Genomic DNA, 16,446 nt, shown 5'->3' with positions numbered 1-16,446 from the left:
TCAACATAGTCGGCGGCCAAAAAACCACCATATTCGCCCAAGTGGGTCAGTTTTACTCCGGCGCAGTGGGTCAGTATTACATCGGCGCTAACACGTAAGACCTCATATTGTGCGAGGTAAACCGACTCGCTCTTTTCCGCACTGGGCGCGATCGATCCCGGGATAACGACCACGCTTTCCCCTGTGATGGGCGCCGTCGGCGACTGTAATGAGGTTCGCTGACGGCGCTCGAAGGGGTTATCTGATGCGCCCGCCTCCGCCTCTGTCAAAAACAAGCGTACCGCGTCGATTTGCGCGATCAGATACTGGTGGCGCGCATCGTCGTTGTGATCGCGATGGTTGGCAGCCTCGATAAGGCGCTTCCATAATGGCCAGATCCATTTCATCGCTTCTAGGCGCTCATCGACAGCTCTGGGTTGCAGGCGCACTCTTCGCCCGAGTACGGGCTTGGGCATTAAGGTGAGCCAATTTACGATGCAAGCCAAGGCCGCCTCTAACGTCTCGAGCTGCCAGTATTTGAATCCATTTTGCACATGAGGTAGTGATAAATGGATGCCCCGCAACCAGGCTAGGGTTGTCTCGGCGTCCGATCCGAATCGAGCGGACAATTTGGTCTGTGTCGTGTGTGCAAGTTGAGGCAGCAGATAGGTCGGATAGCCGTACCGCACTATAAGTCTCCTATCGGCTAGATGCTCATTAGCGAGTTCCCACGCACCCAGCACACTATTGAGTTCCGCAGCCAGGGAGAACCAGAGCTTCGCTGACGGGCCATGCTCGCACTTGTGCGACGGATCTCCGGAGCGCTCGCGCATATAACGTCCCAGGGAGACCGCGGCTTCGGCGCGCAGGTGGCGCCGCTGTCTGGTATCACTGACCACCTTCAGATGAGACTGAAGTAGTGCCAATCGTTCGGGCAGAATATCAGTATTGCGGCTTAACAAGGTAAATAGGTCGTCATCGAGGAAGTTGTTAAACGGTGCGTGCAATTCGGCGTGCACAGGCTCAGCGCCGAAATGCCGTCTAAGGCTTTCTTCGTCGAGGAATTGGCTCAAGAAGGCTTTAAAGTCAGTGACGTTCATGTCATGTCCTTTCCGATATCAACGGATTAGTCGTCATCGCAGGTCCTGCAACGCACTCGCATCCAACCATTTTTACTATCCAGTTGGCCAGATGCGCCGCACCGTTCGCAGCAAAAGCTACTAGCCGCTGCGGTGGCCTCGACGGCCTGACGAATCGCCGCCGTAGCGGTATCGGATGCATTATCGATTTGGTAATAGAAGCGCAGCGTGCCGAACTTTTCCTTGACCTGCAGGATCTCAAACGAGGCATCCGGTATGTCGTCAAGGATCGTCTCGATGCGTGACAAGAGAGTGTCGAGCAAATCAGTCCAGCCGGCATGGACCTCAAGTCCAAAGGGCAATGGCCGCTTCGAAAAAAGGCGCAAATGTTTTACAAATAGCTCGTCGAGACGAGCGAGATCCTCGGCCATGATGGGTCTCCGATAAAATCCGACTGGGAATATGAAAAGAGGTGTGGCGGCGTTTAAGTGCTACACGGTGAGCGCCTTTCTCGGAATTGAGAAACTATCCAGAAGGAGCTGGATCACGCACGGGATGCATAGTTGGCAACATGGAAAACTCCAAAGCGTTCAGTGTTAGCGAAACGGTAAAGCAACAAGCCCCGCTGTGTGGCGGGGCTTGTGAGTGACATACTTAATAAAAGAAGTAGCTTCGTCACATCCCCGCGCACGCGGATTCAATGGTCATCATCATGGTGCTCATACAAGAGGTGGTGGACGTATGCCGGTAGCGGTTCATGATGCGTCTCAAAGTCGTGTCGGAAAGCGCGTTAAGGGGTACGGGTGTTGTCTACAGTTCCAGACTATCAAACGGCGATGAGCGCAGCAATAGAAATGAACAAAAAAGCGAACAAAAAACGCTGGCGTCGTTAAAAAGAGACGCGTTAGTTATTGATTTTATTGAGGTTTATTCCTGTAGACTCTCACCTTACTTCCTGTAAAAACTCACCTTTCCTCACATGATCGGGGCACTTAACCATTGTTCGTAAGGGCGGTGCTTATGTTTCTTCGGCTCTACGGTATGCTGCTTGCTAACTATATGGCAGATGAAAAGGAGAGACATCATGGTAGGTAAAACAACACACATTATTGAATCCGGGCGTTTGCTGACTGAAGAAGAGCTACTTGCCATGCCCGCATCTGATTATATGAACGTTGAACAGCTCGGATTCTTTAGGAATCGCCTAAAAGAGCTAGAACGGGTCATCTTAGCGAATGCCGATGCCACATCGGACAACTTGCGAGGAACCGAATTCGTCTCTGACCCGACCGATCGTGCCACGATTGAGGAACAGTATGGACTTGAACTGCGCACGCGCGATCGTGAGCAAAAGCTGCTTAAAAAGGTGCAACAAGCGATCACCCGGATCGATTCGGGAAAATATGGTTGGTGCGATGAAACGGGAGAACCTATCGGTATTGCGCGTCTACTGGCCCGTCCGACTGCCAATTTGACTCTGGATGCACAAGAAAGGCGCGAACTAAAGCAAAAGCTTACTGGGCAGTGATTTGCCGCGCGGTGGGGCTGCACCTGCACGCTTATTTTCATGGCGAGGTTCTCGAAGTCTCTGTTGATTACGCGATCGTGCGTGCACTGTACCCGTGGGCTGGCCCATTCGCGATCCATCGGTTAGCTCCGACTTATGGCGAGAGTGACTTCAGGCGTCAAACGGATTTTGTTCAGACTGGTCAACGTGCTGGCTTGAGGCTTGACTGAACCCAATGATTCCGGCTTTTTCTCCTTCGCTATTAACCACAACTCCAGACCATGTCCCGTTGCTGGCACCGCTAAATTAAACGCGTCACGATAAGCTTCCGATCATCAGAACCAAAGCGGACAGGTGAAATTGCCTCACATAGAGACCTATACGAAAGAAACAAGCATCTGGATGTACCGACTCTTAGTCAATTAAAGATATTTTTGTTGTTTCTGCTGCCAATAGGTATGAGTTGCTGTTAGACAGAGCGCAAGCCACGCAAGACCCTCCGCAAGGGCAGCCAGGACATCGCTCAAATAATGGGCGCCCAGATACAGTCGGCTAAAGGCGACAAGAGTGATAAGGGCAAATGCCAAAAGAGCCGTCCATACACGTAAGCTCCATGAATCTGTTTTGGTCATAATCAATGCGGCGAGCATTCCATAGAACAACGTACTAGCCGCGGTATGGCCGCTCGGAAAACTATAACTGCCAAGGCTAACCAATGGATGGTCGAAGGAGGGGCGCGCACGCTGAAATGCTTGTTTCATCAAGACATTGACGAGCATGCCGCCCGGTACCGCCAAGATCAAATTCAGCAACCAGTACCAATATCGTTTCGCGATGAGGATCGCGGCAAACATCATGGTCATTATGGTGATTGCCATGGTGTCGTGCAGCATGGATATCATTTGCATGCCTTGCGTCAACCATGGCGCTGCATGCGCATGCAGCCAGTGCGCGATATGCATGTCCATGACTGTGATCGGGTCGCCAGTCACCACATCTTCTGCGATACCACCAAATAACCAACTTGCCGCAATAAGAATGCCAGCGCCCACAGATAGGCGTAACCCCAAATAGCCGTTGGGAGAAAGCCTTGCCCTAATGAACGCCAGTTGCGGTTCAAAGCGATGACATAACGCCGCAACAAGCGGTCGCAGCAAAAATCGAGACCATGTCGAGCGCAGCGCCGCCTCATGGCGCATTGCCCAGCGCCACAACCATACCAAGCCCAGCGCAAATGCCAGGATACCGCCCAGGATAGCGCTTGCCTTTCCTATCCACCCAGCTGCGAGCTGCCAACTTGCGCCAAGAAAATATCCAAGCAGAGTTACAGCGACCGACCACAGCAGCGCACCCATCACGTTATAGGGCAGAAAGCGTCGATATGGCATCTTGGACGAGCCGGCCAAGAAAGGCACCAATGCGCGGGCAAATCCGACAAATCGCCCAAGAAAAACCGCCTTGCCCCCATGGCGTGTGAAAAAAGCGTCTGCTCTTGCGATGCGTTCTTCAGTGAGCCCGAAACGCGTTCCATAGTGCAGCAGCGCTGGTCGGCCCAGGTATCTGCCCATTTCATAACCCAGGCTATCGCCCAGAGCCGCGCCAATTGCGATCACCATGATCAATACATCGAGGTCAAAAACGCCTTGTGCCGCTAAAAAGCCTGCAACCAGAACCAGGCTTTCTCCAGGTACTATGACGCCCAAAAAAGCGGCCGATTCCAGTGTGGCGCCCAGAAAAATGATCAAGTAGCCCCAATGCCCCGCCCGGGTGACAAGCTCGATAAGGTAATTCAGCATGGTGGACCCTGATATTTGTTGTTAATGCTCAGTTTCAGCTAAGTCAGGCTCCGTATTCTCCATCCTAACGCAACTGTCTGCGTACTTTTATTTGGAGAATGACCATGTCCCGTTATACGAAAAGCGTCCTTGCCGCTGCCATTTTAGCTTCGGCCACTGCGGTAGGCTATGCCGCCACAAGCGCCACCAGTCTTGAAAACGATGCCTTAGCCATTAGTAAGGCAAAAATCTCGCTTACGCAGGCCATTACGGCGGCCGAGCAACATGTCAACGGCAAGGCGGTTCACGCCGAGTACGAAGATACTAAAAGTGGCTGGGCCTACGATGTGGAGGTAGCAAGCGGTACTAAGGTCTACGACGTAAAAGTCGATGCCGACAAAGGTACCGTGATCTCGTCTACCCAAGACAAGGTCGACCAGGATGACAGCCACGATAAAAAAGACTAAATCGAGGCTGGGTCATCGCCGCATGTAACCGCATGTCGGCGGTGATCCATTGCTGGGGGCTGTTGTGGAAAAAATCAATCAAGCACTCTTCTTGTTTCTGAACGCTTCCGAACACCCGAGCGTGGCGTTGGTGATGCTCGCTCAAGGGTTGGCGGACTACGCCATATGGATCGCTCCCGCGGTCCTGATATTGGGTTGGTTACGAGGAAACGAAAGCATACGCCGTCTGATGCTGGAGGCGACGGCATCGGGATTGGCCGCGCTACTGATTAATCAGATGATTGGCTTGGTGTGGCAGCACCCCAGGCCCTTTATGATGGGATTAGGCCATACCCTAATGTCACATGTGGCTGACTCATCGTTTCCAAGTGACCATCTGACCTTACTGTGGGCTGTCTCGTTCAGCTTTCTGATGCATCGCCGCACACGTGCTGCCGGTGCGACCCTAGCTTTGCTGGGATTGCCCATTGCCTGGGCCCGTATCTATCTTGGGGTTCATTTTCCTCTTGATATGGCAGGAGCCGCAATGGTCGCGGGATTTAGCGCCTGGTTGTGTGCACGAGAGGGGTATCGATTGGTAGAGCCTGCGTTGCGTTTGATTACGGCCGTCTACCGCGTGCTCTTTGCGCCGTTCATTCGCCGCGGTTGGATGAAGCAATAGTGCTGTCTGAACCTCAGTCTGGCGGCGCGTGGGGTAGTGACTTCCGGGCTAGCCATACTCCTACTTTATGCGAGTCGTCATGAATCTATCTATAAACCCAAGCACCCGGGCAATGCTTAATAAAGTTCCCGAAATCACAATCTACTTCTGGATCATCAAGATTTTGGCGACCACGGTAGGGGAAACAGCCGCCGACTTTCTGAATGTCAATTTACATCTGGGTTTAACCGGTACTTCCATCGTTATGGGGATGCTGTTGTTGGCTTTTCTCGTTGTTCAGATTCGTACTAACAAGTACGTTCCTTGGATTTACTGGCTCACGGTCGTCTTGCTCAGTATTTTTGGAACACTGCTGACCGATAACCTTGTCGATAATTTTGGCGTAACGCTGCAAACCACTACAACGCTATTTAGCGTGACTCTAATCGCGACGTTCGTTTGTTGGTATCTCAGCGAAAAAACGCTTTCGATCCATTCAATATATACGACCAAGCGTGAGCTCTTTTACTGGGCGGCCATCCTCTTCACATTTGCGTTGGGCACCGCAGCCGGCGACCTTGCTGCCGAAGGGCTACAACTGGGTTACGCCCCATCGACTTTGATCTTCGGTGGGCTAATCGCCTTGGTAACCATTACGTACTACCTCTTTAAAGCCAATGCTGTCGCTGCGTTCTGGATTGCTTATATTCTGACGCGTCCGTTTGGTGCTTCTTGCGGCGATTTTCTATCTCAACCCACGGCCAATGGAGGCTTGGGTCTGGGAACAATCGGAACAAGTGCGCTTTTTCTTCTGACCATTCTCGCCCTTGTGGGGTATTTGACCGTTACTCGCAGAAATGAAGCTTGCGCTCGTGGCGACATAGCTTAAGTCTTCTTTGCCTACGTGGCGTGCATCAAGGTAGTTTCTTGCAGGCTATCGGCCGCCACTTTCCTCTGGATAATGAACAATGAACAAGCTTGCTCCCATTACGCTGCTATTTTGGATCATGAAGATAGCGGCCACGACGCTAGGAGAGACCTCCGGCGACTTGCTTTCCATGACGTTGAATCTAGGCTATGCAGTCAGTTCCCTTGTCCTGTTCGGCTTTTTTCTGCTCACGGTCATACCGCAATTACTTGCCAAAAAATACCATCCTGTCTTGTATTGGAGCGTGATTCTCTCAACCACCATGGTGGGCACGACCATCTCAGACTATATGGATCGCACGCTGCAACTGGGCTATCTTCAGGGCTCCGCTATTTTGCTCGGGATATTGCTCGCGATTTTCGCATTCTGGCGTATGAGCGGCCAGCCGCTGGCGGTAGATAAAATCAAATCATCCAAGACCGAACTGCTGTATTGGATCGCTATCCTGTGCTCCAATACCTTGGGTACGGCATTGGGCGACTTCTTTGCCGACACGTCGGGTCTCGGATTTGCGGGAGGCGCTTTGCTCATCGGTGGACTGCTCGTTGTTTTGGCGCTGGCAGCTTTCTACACTCGGTTTTCCAAAGTAGCTATATTCTGGTTTGCCTTTGTGCTTACACGGCCCTTTGGTGCTACCTTCGGCGATTTGTTTACCAAGCCGTTGGAAAGTGGTGGCTTGGGCGTCGGCACCGTCAACTCGTCGCTTATTCTGGTGGCTCTTCTGGGGACGTGTATCGTTTATGCTACTTGGCAACATTATCGTGGGTCGGCGCAACGTGCGCATATCCGGTAAATGGTTTGAACCTACCTCTTAGACATCGAAGGCGAAGCAATGCGCGTGCTACTAGTCGAAGACGACCGGATGATCGGCGAAGCTATTGAGCAGGCGCTTAAAGATGCCACCTATGCGGTGGACTGGGTCCGCAATGGGGCGGAGGCCTTGACCACGCTGCAGGTTCAAAACTATGGCCTTGTGTTGCTCGATCTAGGTTTACCCGGCAAAGATGGGCTGGAGGTGCTGCGCGTGATTCGCGCCCACGATAATCCTGTCCCTGTATTGATCGTTACGGCGCGTGACGGACTGGAAGATCGCCTGCGAGGGCTGGACGGTGGCGCGGACGATTACATATTAAAGCCGTTCGAGATGGCCGAGTTGTTGGCAAGGATGCGCACTGTCACTCGCCGCAAGGGTGGCGTGTCCGGCCCCACACTGTCCAATGGAGTACTTACCCTGGATCCCGTCACCCGAGAGGTGCGGCTGAACGGCACGACCAGTCATTTGTCCGCACGAGAATATTCTCTGTTGCATGCCTTGATGATTCGTCCTGGGGCTATTTTGTCACGGGTGGAATTGGAAGATCGCCTATACGGCTGGAACGAAGAAGTCGAAAGCAATGCGGTGGAATTCCTGATCCACTCCCTTCGCAAGAAGCTGGGCAAGGATGTCATCAAGAACGTTAGGGGTATGGGATGGATGGTTTCCAAAGCAAAATAAAGCAATCGTTGCAGCTTCGACTTTCATTCTGGCTCTCAACAGTCATTCTGGGCATTGCTATCGCCGCTGGCGTATTCTCGTTCGCCTCCGCTTTTCATGAGGCGAATGAATTGCAAGATGATCAGTTGCGGCAAATGGCAGCACTAATCCACCGCTACCCACTGCCTGTCAGCCAGGCTCCGCTGCCTCAAGAGGTACCCGATACCGACCCTGAATCGCGGATTGTTGTGCAAGCGCTGCCTGACCGCAATGCGCCCTTGGCCGTATCACGAGATTCCGCCCTCGCCTTGCCTGCAAATCTGCCCGATGGCATCCAGACGTTGCGCATACACGACGAAGCATGGCGACTGTTTATAGCCACGTCTACCGCCGGTTCTCGGGTGGCGATAGGCCAACGCACGACCGCACGAGATGAAATCGCTCGTGATAGCGCATTAAGAACACTTTTGCCGTTTGTGATTCTTGTTCCTATCCTGTTGTTGCTCGTGGGCGTATTAATTCGTCAAATGTTCAAACCCGTAAAACAATTGGCATCAGAACTGAGTCAGCGCTCAGAGCAGGATTTGACCGCGCTCAACGAGGCGCGCATTCCCTCGGAAATTCGTCCCTTTGTCAGCGAAATTAATCAGCTATTGTTTCGCGTTGAGCAATCGGTTGCACTGCAGCGCCGTTTTGTGGCTGACGCAGCCCATGAGCTTCGTTCACCACTGACGGCGCTTTCTCTTCAGGCCGAGCTGTTGGGCGCCGCCGATATGTCGGCTCAGGCAAAGCAAAGGCTCGGGGTATTGCAGAATGGCTTGCGACGAGCACGAGCGTTGCTGGAGCAACTACTGGCATTGGCCCGCGCGCAAGAGTTGGATGACCGACAAGTCAGCGACGTTTCCCTTGACCACGTTTTTCGCCAAGTGCTCGAAGATTTAATCCCCTTAGCCCAGGCCAAGCATATCGACTTGGGCGTGATTGGCGATGCCAGCGCCGTGGTATGGGCGTCCGAAATTGACTTGAAAATTTTGGTCAAGAATATCGTCGAGAACGCCATCAGGTACACCCCTGAAGGTGGACGAGTCGATTTGTCCGTCCATAGCGCTGACGGTCACGTAGTCCTGCAGGTAGATGACACAGGTCCGGGCATTCCCAAGGAAGAGCGTACGCGGGTGTTCGATCCGTTCTATCGCGTACTGGGCAATGACGAGGTGGGCTCCGGCCTGGGACTGTCCATTGTTGCGGCGATTGCGGCACGCATGGGCACAACAGTAACGCTGGACCGCGCAGGAGGCGAAGAGCCGACCGCAGGCTTACGCGTCAGAGTGGTGTTTCGCCATGTTGCGGCGATCCGGTCAATCTAAGCCTGTCCTAAGTGTGCAGCCCTATCGTGGTGTACATCAGCCTCGAACGGCTAGAAAATTCACTGCGAGAATAAATGATGCCTTTTTCAAAAACGCTATCGCGCACTCCCTTTCCTTTATGGGCGAAAGCCGTAAGTTTGGTTCTTTATCAACTAGCCCACAACAATGCCGTGTCAGACGGTTTGCTGTTTTTGAAGGGCTGGCGGGAACATCCGGCCAAGGTGGGCGCGATTTTGCCCTCTGCGCCTGCGTTATGTGCCGCCATTACGCGTGAAATCAGTTCGGCGCACGCCCCTATTCTTGAGCTGGGGTGTGGTACGGGCGTTTTTACGCAAAAAATCATTGAACGTGGCGTCTCGCCTCAAGACCTAGTGTTAGTCGAAGTTGATCCGTTTTTTGCGAGTAATTTGCACGCTAAATTTCCCCGAGCCCAAGTGTTATGTATCGATGCATGCCGGCTCCACCTTATGCCCATAGGTTTGAATAACACAACAGGGGCGGCAGTCTGCGGCCTGCCGCTGCGGAACATGTCAATAAAGCAGCAATTTCGCATACTGCAAGGAGCATTCGGTGCGCTACGGGAAAATGGCGCCCTGTATCTTTTTTCTTATGGCTGGCGCTGTCCGATTCCGCTGCGCTTGCTGGACAGACTCGGACTGCGAGCACACCAACTGGATACGGTACTTTTGAATGTTCCGCCAGCCAGAATCTGGAAAATCGTCAGACACCAGGAAATTTACCCAGGATTCGGGAACGCCGACAGTGATTAGGTCGTTGAAAAGTAGATAGGAAAAGAAAGCGATCACACCATAGTTATTTTTCCAAAATCGCAGATGAGTGCTTTTATACGCACGGAATTCAAATGAAAATGACATCCTCAATATCCCAAGGAGATCGCGTAATCGTCCGCTATAACAAGCCCGCGATTTTTATGCACTGGGCGATTTTCTTGTTGGTGGTTATCGCCTATGTGGCGATCAATGTGCGCGGTCCCAAAGGTAGCGACACACGTGAATTCTGGACCGGGATACATGTGTGGGCTGGGCTTTTCGTGCTGAGTCTGTCGCTTGTGCGGGTGGGCTGGCGACTAACTCACACTCCACCGCCAGGTGAACCCGGTTCAGCCGTGATGAATTTGCTCGCCAAAGTGGCGCATATCGCTCTTTATGCATTCATCATCGTGCAGCCCTTGCTTGGGATCTTAATCTTCAACTTGGAAGGACACCCGGTAATCCTGATGGGCTCGGGCTGGTCCTTTTCGGTGGTCGGTGCCAATGTGGCGCTTGCTCCACTAGCTAAGGATACTCATGAGCTACTGGGGAATATCTTCTATTACGTAATTGGCCTGCATGCTCTGGCTGCCTTGTGGCATCACTATATATTGCATGACAATACTCTGCGGAAAATGCTCTGAGCATGAAGCAAAGTTGGGAATCACATACAGATCAGTGCAATGGCGCTGATATGTATGCCGCCGCGTCTGACGAGAAAAATCCATGACCAGACATGTCTCATACCGATGTGGCTATCAACATAAGCGTGATTCACGTTGCAATAAAAGCTCCTTCGCAATCGTATCGGGTATTATTGATAACTAATATTTTATTAAACCGTGGCTTTAGGAAGTGCGATCTCAAAAACCATTTGTCCATCCTCATCTTTTGCAGTAATGGTGCCGCCATGTGTATCAATAATCGATTTGACAATGGCTAGACCTAACCCAGCTCCGTCGCCTTTACGTTGGCGTGAAGGATCCGCACGGTAAAACCGGTCAAACAACCTTGGAAGATGTTCGGGATTGATCGTTAATCCCGGGTTCTCAACACGAATACCAATCGTGTCGTTGCTGTTAACCACCAGGCAAACTGTGACCGTCTGCCCGGAAGGGGTATAGCGTATTGCATTAGATAAAAGATTACTCAGCGCGCGGCGAATCATCAACCTATCGCCCTGAACACATAAGGCCGGACCTTTGCGTATCAATGAAACGGACCGTTCTTCGGCCCACGCTTCAAAGTAGTCAAAGAGCGCCTGCACCTCTTCGGCCAGATCCACGCTGACAAGTTCTGGTTTGAGCTGATTATTATCGGCCTGCGCCAAAAACAGCATATCACCCACCATTTTGGCCATGCGCTCATATTCTTCCAGGTTCGAATACAGGATTTCGCGATACTGTTCAAGGCTGCGCGCTTGCGAGAGGGCCACTTCCGTCTGTGTCTTCAGGTTCGTTATGGGCGTGCGTAGTTCATGGGCAATATCAGCTGAAAAATTCGAGAGGCGTTGAAAACCATCTTCGATGCGATCTAGCATGTCGTTAAAAGCCATGGCCAATTCGGTCAATTCTACCGGCACGGTATCAGGTACAAGTCGAATGTCTAGCTGATCGGACTTGATCCGACGGATTTCCCGACTGATGCGACGTATGGGCGCATGGCCTTGATACACAGCAAGCCAGGTCGCAAGGATGGCAACAAGGCAAGCGACCACGGTAATAATTCTCAAGTAACTGCGAAAGCTTTCAAGATAGTGCAAATGAAAATTGATGCCAGTGGCGACAGCTAAGGTTAAAGGCTCGCCATCCTGAAGGCCTTTCTGCACTAGCTGCACGACAGCGCCTCTGTATGTCTGCCCCTTATCGCGCCAGATCGTCACCGAATTGATATCAATCCGGTCCACAGAAGAAGCCAAACGGGCAAAACTATCGAGATTGGAATTCGGGGTCGCATAAATCACATTTCCATGAATGTCCGATACACGAAATTGCGCATTATGGTGACCTGATACCGCTGCGGCCAGCCGATGCTTCAGCGCATCCGGTTCTTGACTGGCTGGCGGCCCGGAGAGCGATTGCGTCAGTGATTGAACGACGGCATTGAGCTCATCGACATCCTGCTGAACAAAGTGGCTATTAATCGATCGTTCGACCATCCATCCAAACGTAAGAAGCACCACTGTTATGACCGCTCCAATGGATACGGTCAGGCGAAGGGCTAGGGACGCGGGGCGGCGTGCCACTCTACTCAGCTCGTGCTGCTGACATCAAGCATATATCCCATGCCGCGAACGGTATGAATAAGCTTGGGTTCAAAGGCGTCGTCGATTTTGGCGCGCAGGCGCCGAATCGCCACGTCAATAACGTTGGTATCACTGTCAAAATTCATATCCCACACTTGGGAGGCAATCAGGGAACGCGGTAAGACCTCGCCTTGGCGGCGCACCAAAAGCTCCAGTAGCGCAAATTCTTTATTTGTTAGGTTAATGCGTACCTCTTTTCGCCTCGCCCGCCGACGCGGAATGTCCAGCACGAGGTCGGCCACCTGTAATTGATCATTAAAGACCGGCGTGGTTCCTCGGCGCAGTAACGTACGCACCCGTGCGAGCAATTCAGAGAAAGCAAAAGGTTTAATCAAGTAATCGTCAGCGCCTAACTCCAAACCTTTAACCCGGTCCTCCACGCTATCGCGTGCCGTCAAAAACAATACCGGTGTGGCCGATTTCGCTTCGCGCAAGGCTTGAACAATACGCCAGCCGTCAACATCGGGCAGCATGACATCCAGGATGATCAAATCATAAGGTTCTGTTAGCGCAAGATGGTGCCCGTCCAATCCCGTTCGGGCCAGATCAACCATAAAACCGGATTCCATCAGGCCTTGACGCACATACTCGCCGGTTTTTATCTCATCCTCAACGACGAGCAGTTTCATGGGATCGCTCCTGCGAATTTCTTCCGTTTTGTGTCCATAAAAGGACACGTGCCGAGCCAGCACGACCAGCACTCATCGCCAACTCTACCTACCTCATGCTGACATGAGCATGACGGTTTGATTACAAAATTGTAATCCTCTAGTGTGTTGAGCTATAGCGTGGCCAGTGTTGAATAGAAAGATCGGGTAGGCGGCATAGCGGTTGCTGCGTACAGGAGCTGGTTTATTTTTTAGATAACCGATTTCTTCGCTTGTATTACTCCTTGGAGAGAACTATGCCTCATGAACAGTATCAATCTTGCATCGACGCCTGCTATGCATGTGCCACGGCGTGTGACCACTGTGCGAGTTCATGCCTGGACGAGCCAGATGTAAAAACCATGGCGCGTTGCATTAAGCTTGATACGGATTGCGCACAAATCTGTCGTTTAGCGGCAAGCTATATGGCGCGCGGCAGTGAATTTGCTCAGACGATTTGTCAAGTATGTGCAGACATCTGCGAGGCTTGTGCCCAAGAATGTGCCAAGCATCAGATGGATCATTGTCAGCGCTGTGCTGAAGCTTGCCGAAAGTGCGCCCAAACGTGTAGGCAAATGGCCTGAAAGATGAGCTCTTGATAACGACTTGCCCTCTCGAAGAAAGAGAGAACGTGGAAATGGAAAGGCCAGGGTCAGCCGCTTAGCGGCCTCCTGGCTCTTTAAGATTTGAGCACCGGTGTGTAGCCGACTTCTCGAATAGCGCGCTCGAGAGCACCTGAACCGGATACTCCATCAACGCGTACTAAATGTTGGGGAAGATCAATGTGAACAGAGGCTGTTGGGGCGGTTTCTTTAACCACACGAGTAATCGTATCCACGCAGTGGCCACACGTCATGTCTTTCACTTCGAATTCAATCATTACGCTCTCCTAAAACAAGGCATCATAACGAGACTGTAAACCTTGCTGCTACGGCAATGTCAAGCTTGGGCGTAGCAGTATTTACCAGTTCTGACTGAAATGCGGCTCCAGTTTTTAGAGCTGAGCAAGATGCGCGCCGTTTCTGGCTTTATTTTGGTAACAAGAGATTGCATAGTCACCATCGAAGTTTTGACCCCACATGACAAACATGTAATGAGCGGGTAATCGAATTGACAGCAACGGGCCATTACAGTGGATTACCCGCTGTTCATTTTGCCTGCTCGATAGGTCTGAAGCCACCTGGCTTTTTGAAGGAAAGATGATGAAATGTGATATGAAAACAATGATCAAGATAGGCCTCGGCCTAGGCGCAGTCGTTGCCGTCGCGTACGCGACCTTGCCCGTTGCCCGTGAATGGATCGCGGCCAGCACGCCGTTCCTGTTCTTCCTGATATGCCCTCTCATGATGGTGTTCATGATGAAAGGCATGCAGTCGTGCGACAAAGAGAAAAGCGTCGAAAAGGATCAAACCGATAAAGTGTCCTCCAAACCACTGACCGGACAAATACAGTTCAAAGACTAGTTGACTCGTTGCGCTCAATCTTGCTCGAGGCAGGTTATGGCTGGCTACACTTAAATTATCGGATATCACATGTTTCGTTCTAAAACGATTTTCACCGCAATGGCGACAACAGGATTTGCCTCGTTATTGGCGTTTGGTGGATTTTCCGCAGCTACAGCCGGCACTAAACCATCTGCGACAACACAAGCGACGAAGGAAATAATCGGGTCTGCGCCGATTCAACTCATGCACGTGCACGGGCTTGCCTACAGCGCAGACGGTAAACAGCTGCTTATCCCAAGCCATCATGGCATCGCAGTCTATTCCGATGGCCAATGGTCCAAGATGGCGGGACCTGAACATGACTACATGGGATTCTCGGCCACACGCACGGCTTTCTACAGCAGCGGGCACCCCGCAGCAGGCTCGAACCTGGTCAATCCCTTCGGTCTTATCAAAAGTATTGATGCAGGCAAAACATGGCGGCAGTTAGGCCTGGAAGGCGAGTCCGATTTTCATACCTTGGCCACGAGCTACGAGACCCATGCGATCTACGTTCTGAATTATCGTCCCAATACGCGCATGCCCCAGCCCGGCTTGTATGTGACCCAAACGGACGGCATGACATGGACTCAGGCAGTAGCCACTGGCCTAAAGACGAAAGTTAACGCCTTGGCCGTGCATCCCAGCAATGCCAGCATCGTCGCCGCGGGTACCGCCGACGGGTTGTATCTGTCGCATGATGCAGGCAATCATTTTGAGCTGTTGGTCGCGGACACGCAGGTGTTAGCCCAGTGGTTCGACTTGGATGGCGAGCACCTTTGGGTTAGCAGTTACGCGAACTCCCCCGTGCTAAGCCGCCTGAGCCTGAAGGATGGCGGGGCTAATGAAAAAATCACGCTTCCTATGCTCAACGAAGATGCGGTTGCCTTCATTGCCCAAAATCCGACCCGCCACGAAGAGCTTGCTATCGCGACCTTCAAACGCAGTGCTTATGTCACTCAAGATAGCGGCGCGACGTGGACGCAAATCGCTGACGGTGGGGCGACGCGCGGTAAGTAAAGTCCGATATTCTGTCTTTTGACATCCACATACCGTCAAGCAGGGTGGATACCTCATGAGTAACAAGCTGATAAAAATCATCGTGATCGCGCTGGCCGTGATTGGACTCATTGCCGTTTTTGCTTTCCTCGGCATGGGAGCCATGATGTTTTGGATGATGGGAACCTGATGTGAATGTGAGTCGATTCATTGCCACCGCGCTCTTGCTGGTATCGTCGTTGGCGTATGGCGCAAGCCACGAACCGGTCAGGGCAACAGCCCTTGGCACCAGTAGCACGCAACCGGACACCTCCCCTTCATCAAAAGGCCTTTTCAAATCTATAACGGGTCTTTTCGGAGACTCGTCCTCGATGCCGGACCTATTGCCACCGGAAAAGGCGTTTCAGATTTCGGTCACAGCGCGAGATTTCGACACGCTTGTCGCCACACTGACTCCCGCCAAGGACTACTACCTATACCGAAGCCGTATCGCGTTCAGTCTCCCCGACTCAGCGGGCATTACGATCGCCAGTACGTTGTTACCCCCAGGCAAGCTTAAAGACGACCCGACATTTGGAAAAGAAGAGGTTTACTACGGGCCCATAGAAGCCATCATTGCGCTTAATCGATCGACTAATGGCGCGGCCCAGCCGTCGTTGACCTTGCAAGCCTCCTATCAGGGTTGCAATGATCCATCGGGCGTTTGCTATCCGCCCATTGAGAAGATCCTTACGGTGCCACTGGTCCAAGCGAGCGTTTCGAACGCCTCAACTTCGGCCGTTTCTACGCCGCAAGCCGTCCCGACTGATATTCGCGCACCAAAACGCAGCACAGGCTTATCGGAGACTGGCGTTATCCGTGCCTTGTTTGCGCAAGGCAATACGTGGGCGCTGGTCGCAGCGTTTTTCGGCTTCGGCTTAATTCTAGCCTTTACCCCGTGCATGCTTCCCATGATCCCCATCTTGTCGGGAATTATTGTCGGACAGGGTCAGCACACCAAGCGACGCCATGCCTTTGGTCTCTCG

The 16,446-nt window shown here is 52.2% G+C and carries 19 protein-coding genes; 13 read left to right on the top strand and 6 right to left on the bottom strand.

The window, feature by feature from the left end:
- Together BUB23_RS26005 and BUB23_RS26000 are read right to left on the bottom strand one after the other, a co-directional pair.
- The coding region (locus BUB23_RS26005) for a hypothetical protein (protein ID WP_143161145.1) at nucleotides 1–1,079 on the bottom strand (1,079 nt) is incomplete at its 3' end.
- A gap of 26 nt (nucleotides 1,080–1,105) precedes the next feature.
- Nucleotides 1,106–1,489, bottom strand: coding sequence for a hypothetical protein (locus tag BUB23_RS26000; protein WP_073110266.1), 384 nt, complete (start codon nucleotides 1,487–1,489; stop codon nucleotides 1,106–1,108).
- 653 nt (nucleotides 1,490–2,142) lie between these two features.
- Between BUB23_RS26000 and dksA the strand changes: the two genes are divergently transcribed.
- A complete protein-coding gene (gene dksA, locus BUB23_RS25995) occupies nucleotides 2,143–2,586 on the top strand; it encodes an RNA polymerase-binding protein DksA (RefSeq protein ID WP_073110263.1) in 444 nt (147 codons plus the stop codon).
- 401 nt (nucleotides 2,587–2,987) lie between these two features.
- On the opposite strand, the gene BUB23_RS26535 is transcribed toward dksA, so the two are convergent.
- Nucleotides 2,988–4,361: a bifunctional DedA family/phosphatase PAP2 family protein gene (locus BUB23_RS26535; protein ID WP_084136274.1), complete on the bottom strand. Its 1,374-nt coding sequence runs from the start codon at nucleotides 4,359–4,361 to the stop codon at nucleotides 2,988–2,990.
- A gap of 104 nt (nucleotides 4,362–4,465) precedes the next feature.
- On the opposite strand from BUB23_RS26535, the gene BUB23_RS25980 reads away from it, so the two are divergent.
- From BUB23_RS25980 to BUB23_RS25945, 8 genes are all read left to right on the top strand, one after another.
- A complete protein-coding gene (locus tag BUB23_RS25980) occupies nucleotides 4,466–4,807 on the top strand; it encodes a PepSY domain-containing protein (protein WP_073110260.1) in 342 nt (113 codons plus the stop codon).
- A 64-nt stretch (nucleotides 4,808–4,871) separates the two neighbouring features.
- A complete protein-coding gene (locus tag BUB23_RS25975; RefSeq protein ID WP_073110272.1) occupies nucleotides 4,872–5,468 on the top strand; it encodes an undecaprenyl-diphosphatase in 597 nt (198 codons plus the stop codon).
- A gap of 79 nt (nucleotides 5,469–5,547) precedes the next feature.
- Entirely contained in the window at nucleotides 5,548–6,336 is a 789-nt protein-coding gene (locus tag BUB23_RS25970) for a COG4705 family protein (protein ID WP_218599174.1), read from the top strand.
- 79 nt (nucleotides 6,337–6,415) lie between these two features.
- Nucleotides 6,416–7,168: a COG4705 family protein gene (locus tag BUB23_RS25965; RefSeq protein WP_073110254.1), complete on the top strand. Its 753-nt coding sequence runs from the start codon at nucleotides 6,416–6,418 to the stop codon at nucleotides 7,166–7,168.
- 39 nt (nucleotides 7,169–7,207) lie between these two features.
- On the top strand, nucleotides 7,208–7,870 hold the full coding sequence (locus tag BUB23_RS25960; RefSeq protein WP_073110252.1) for a response regulator transcription factor: 663 nt from the start codon (nucleotides 7,208–7,210) through the stop codon (nucleotides 7,868–7,870).
- Nucleotides 7,846–9,216 (top strand): ATP-binding protein, encoded by a 1,371-nt coding sequence (locus tag BUB23_RS25955; RefSeq protein WP_073110250.1) that lies wholly within the window; start codon nucleotides 7,846–7,848, stop codon nucleotides 9,214–9,216. The genes BUB23_RS25960 and BUB23_RS25955 overlap by 25 nt, the downstream gene beginning before the upstream one ends.
- 74 nt (nucleotides 9,217–9,290) lie before the next feature.
- Nucleotides 9,291–9,986, top strand: a complete 696-nt coding sequence (locus BUB23_RS25950) for a class I SAM-dependent methyltransferase (RefSeq protein WP_218599172.1) — start codon at nucleotides 9,291–9,293, stop codon at nucleotides 9,984–9,986.
- Nucleotides 9,987–10,078: 92 nt separating this feature from the next.
- Nucleotides 10,079–10,630: a cytochrome b gene (locus tag BUB23_RS25945; protein WP_425439592.1), complete on the top strand. Its 552-nt coding sequence runs from the start codon at nucleotides 10,079–10,081 to the stop codon at nucleotides 10,628–10,630.
- A 191-nt stretch (nucleotides 10,631–10,821) separates the two neighbouring features.
- Here the strand turns inward: BUB23_RS25945 and BUB23_RS25940 are convergent, their stop codons facing one another.
- The gene (locus BUB23_RS25940) at nucleotides 10,822–12,231 is read right to left on the bottom strand and encodes a Cu(+)/Ag(+) sensor histidine kinase (RefSeq protein WP_084136273.1); all 1,410 of its coding nucleotides are present in this window, start codon (nucleotides 12,229–12,231) and stop codon (nucleotides 10,822–10,824) included.
- A 5-nt stretch (nucleotides 12,232–12,236) separates the two neighbouring features.
- On the bottom strand, nucleotides 12,237–12,920 hold the full coding sequence (locus tag BUB23_RS25935) for a heavy metal response regulator transcription factor (RefSeq protein ID WP_073110242.1): 684 nt from the start codon (nucleotides 12,918–12,920) through the stop codon (nucleotides 12,237–12,239).
- Nucleotides 12,921–13,195: 275 nt separating this feature from the next.
- Here BUB23_RS25935 and BUB23_RS25930 point away from each other — a divergent pair, with 275 nt between their 5' ends.
- Complete coding sequence (locus BUB23_RS25930; protein ID WP_073110239.1) at nucleotides 13,196–13,522, top strand: four-helix bundle copper-binding protein; 327 nt, start codon at nucleotides 13,196–13,198, stop codon at nucleotides 13,520–13,522.
- Between the two features lie 95 nt (nucleotides 13,523–13,617).
- Here the strand turns inward: BUB23_RS25930 and BUB23_RS25925 are convergent, their stop codons facing one another.
- A complete protein-coding gene (locus BUB23_RS25925; RefSeq protein WP_073110236.1) occupies nucleotides 13,618–13,818 on the bottom strand; it encodes a heavy-metal-associated domain-containing protein in 201 nt (66 codons plus the stop codon).
- A gap of 334 nt (nucleotides 13,819–14,152) precedes the next feature.
- Here BUB23_RS25925 and BUB23_RS25920 point away from each other — a divergent pair, with 334 nt between their 5' ends.
- The 3 genes from BUB23_RS25920 to BUB23_RS26930 form a co-directional block, all read left to right on the top strand.
- A complete protein-coding gene (locus BUB23_RS25920; RefSeq protein WP_218599168.1) occupies nucleotides 14,153–14,401 on the top strand; it encodes a DUF2933 domain-containing protein in 249 nt (82 codons plus the stop codon).
- A 69-nt stretch (nucleotides 14,402–14,470) separates the two neighbouring features.
- Nucleotides 14,471–15,442, top strand: a complete 972-nt coding sequence (locus BUB23_RS25915) for a F510_1955 family glycosylhydrolase (protein WP_073110230.1) — start codon at nucleotides 14,471–14,473, stop codon at nucleotides 15,440–15,442.
- Between the two features lie 350 nt (nucleotides 15,443–15,792).
- Nucleotides 15,793–16,446: protein-disulfide reductase DsbD domain-containing protein (locus BUB23_RS26930; protein WP_281255592.1), on the top strand; the 654-nt coding region annotated here is incomplete at its 3' end.

Source organism: Pollutimonas bauzanensis (assembly GCF_900129885.1).
Lineage (GTDB): Bacteria > Pseudomonadota > Gammaproteobacteria > Burkholderiales > Burkholderiaceae_B > Pollutimonas > Pollutimonas bauzanensis.
Note: the sequence above shows the minus strand (reverse complement) of the source record. Positions and strands in the feature narration are given on the sequence as shown.

Excerpts from the sequence above, each read along its gene's own strand:
- BUB23_RS26000 (WP_073110266.1), bottom strand. The coding sequence starts at position 1,489 with ATGGCCGAGGATCTCGCTCGTCTCGACGAGCTATTTGTAAAACATTTG.
- dksA (WP_073110263.1), top strand. The coding sequence starts at position 2,143 with ATGGTAGGTAAAACAACACACATTATTGAATCCGGGCGTTTGCTGACT.
- BUB23_RS26535 (WP_084136274.1), bottom strand. The coding sequence starts at position 4,361 with ATGCTGAATTACCTTATCGAGCTTGTCACCCGGGCGGGGCATTGGGGC.
- BUB23_RS25980 (WP_073110260.1), top strand. The coding sequence starts at position 4,466 with ATGTCCCGTTATACGAAAAGCGTCCTTGCCGCTGCCATTTTAGCTTCG.
- BUB23_RS25970 (WP_218599174.1), top strand. The coding sequence starts at position 5,548 with ATGAATCTATCTATAAACCCAAGCACCCGGGCAATGCTTAATAAAGTT.
- BUB23_RS25965 (WP_073110254.1), top strand. The coding sequence starts at position 6,416 with ATGAACAAGCTTGCTCCCATTACGCTGCTATTTTGGATCATGAAGATA.
- BUB23_RS25960 (WP_073110252.1), top strand. The coding sequence starts at position 7,208 with ATGCGCGTGCTACTAGTCGAAGACGACCGGATGATCGGCGAAGCTATT.
- BUB23_RS25955 (WP_073110250.1), top strand. The coding sequence starts at position 7,846 with ATGGATGGTTTCCAAAGCAAAATAAAGCAATCGTTGCAGCTTCGACTT.
- BUB23_RS25950 (WP_218599172.1), top strand. The coding sequence starts at position 9,291 with ATGATGCCTTTTTCAAAAACGCTATCGCGCACTCCCTTTCCTTTATGG.
- BUB23_RS25945 (WP_425439592.1), top strand. The coding sequence starts at position 10,079 with ATGAAAATGACATCCTCAATATCCCAAGGAGATCGCGTAATCGTCCGC.
- BUB23_RS25935 (WP_073110242.1), bottom strand. The coding sequence starts at position 12,920 with ATGAAACTGCTCGTCGTTGAGGATGAGATAAAAACCGGCGAGTATGTG.
- BUB23_RS25930 (WP_073110239.1), top strand. The coding sequence starts at position 13,196 with ATGCCTCATGAACAGTATCAATCTTGCATCGACGCCTGCTATGCATGT.
- BUB23_RS25925 (WP_073110236.1), bottom strand. The coding sequence starts at position 13,818 with ATGATTGAATTCGAAGTGAAAGACATGACGTGTGGCCACTGCGTGGAT.
- BUB23_RS25920 (WP_218599168.1), top strand. The coding sequence starts at position 14,153 with ATGAAAACAATGATCAAGATAGGCCTCGGCCTAGGCGCAGTCGTTGCC.
- BUB23_RS25915 (WP_073110230.1), top strand. The coding sequence starts at position 14,471 with ATGTTTCGTTCTAAAACGATTTTCACCGCAATGGCGACAACAGGATTT.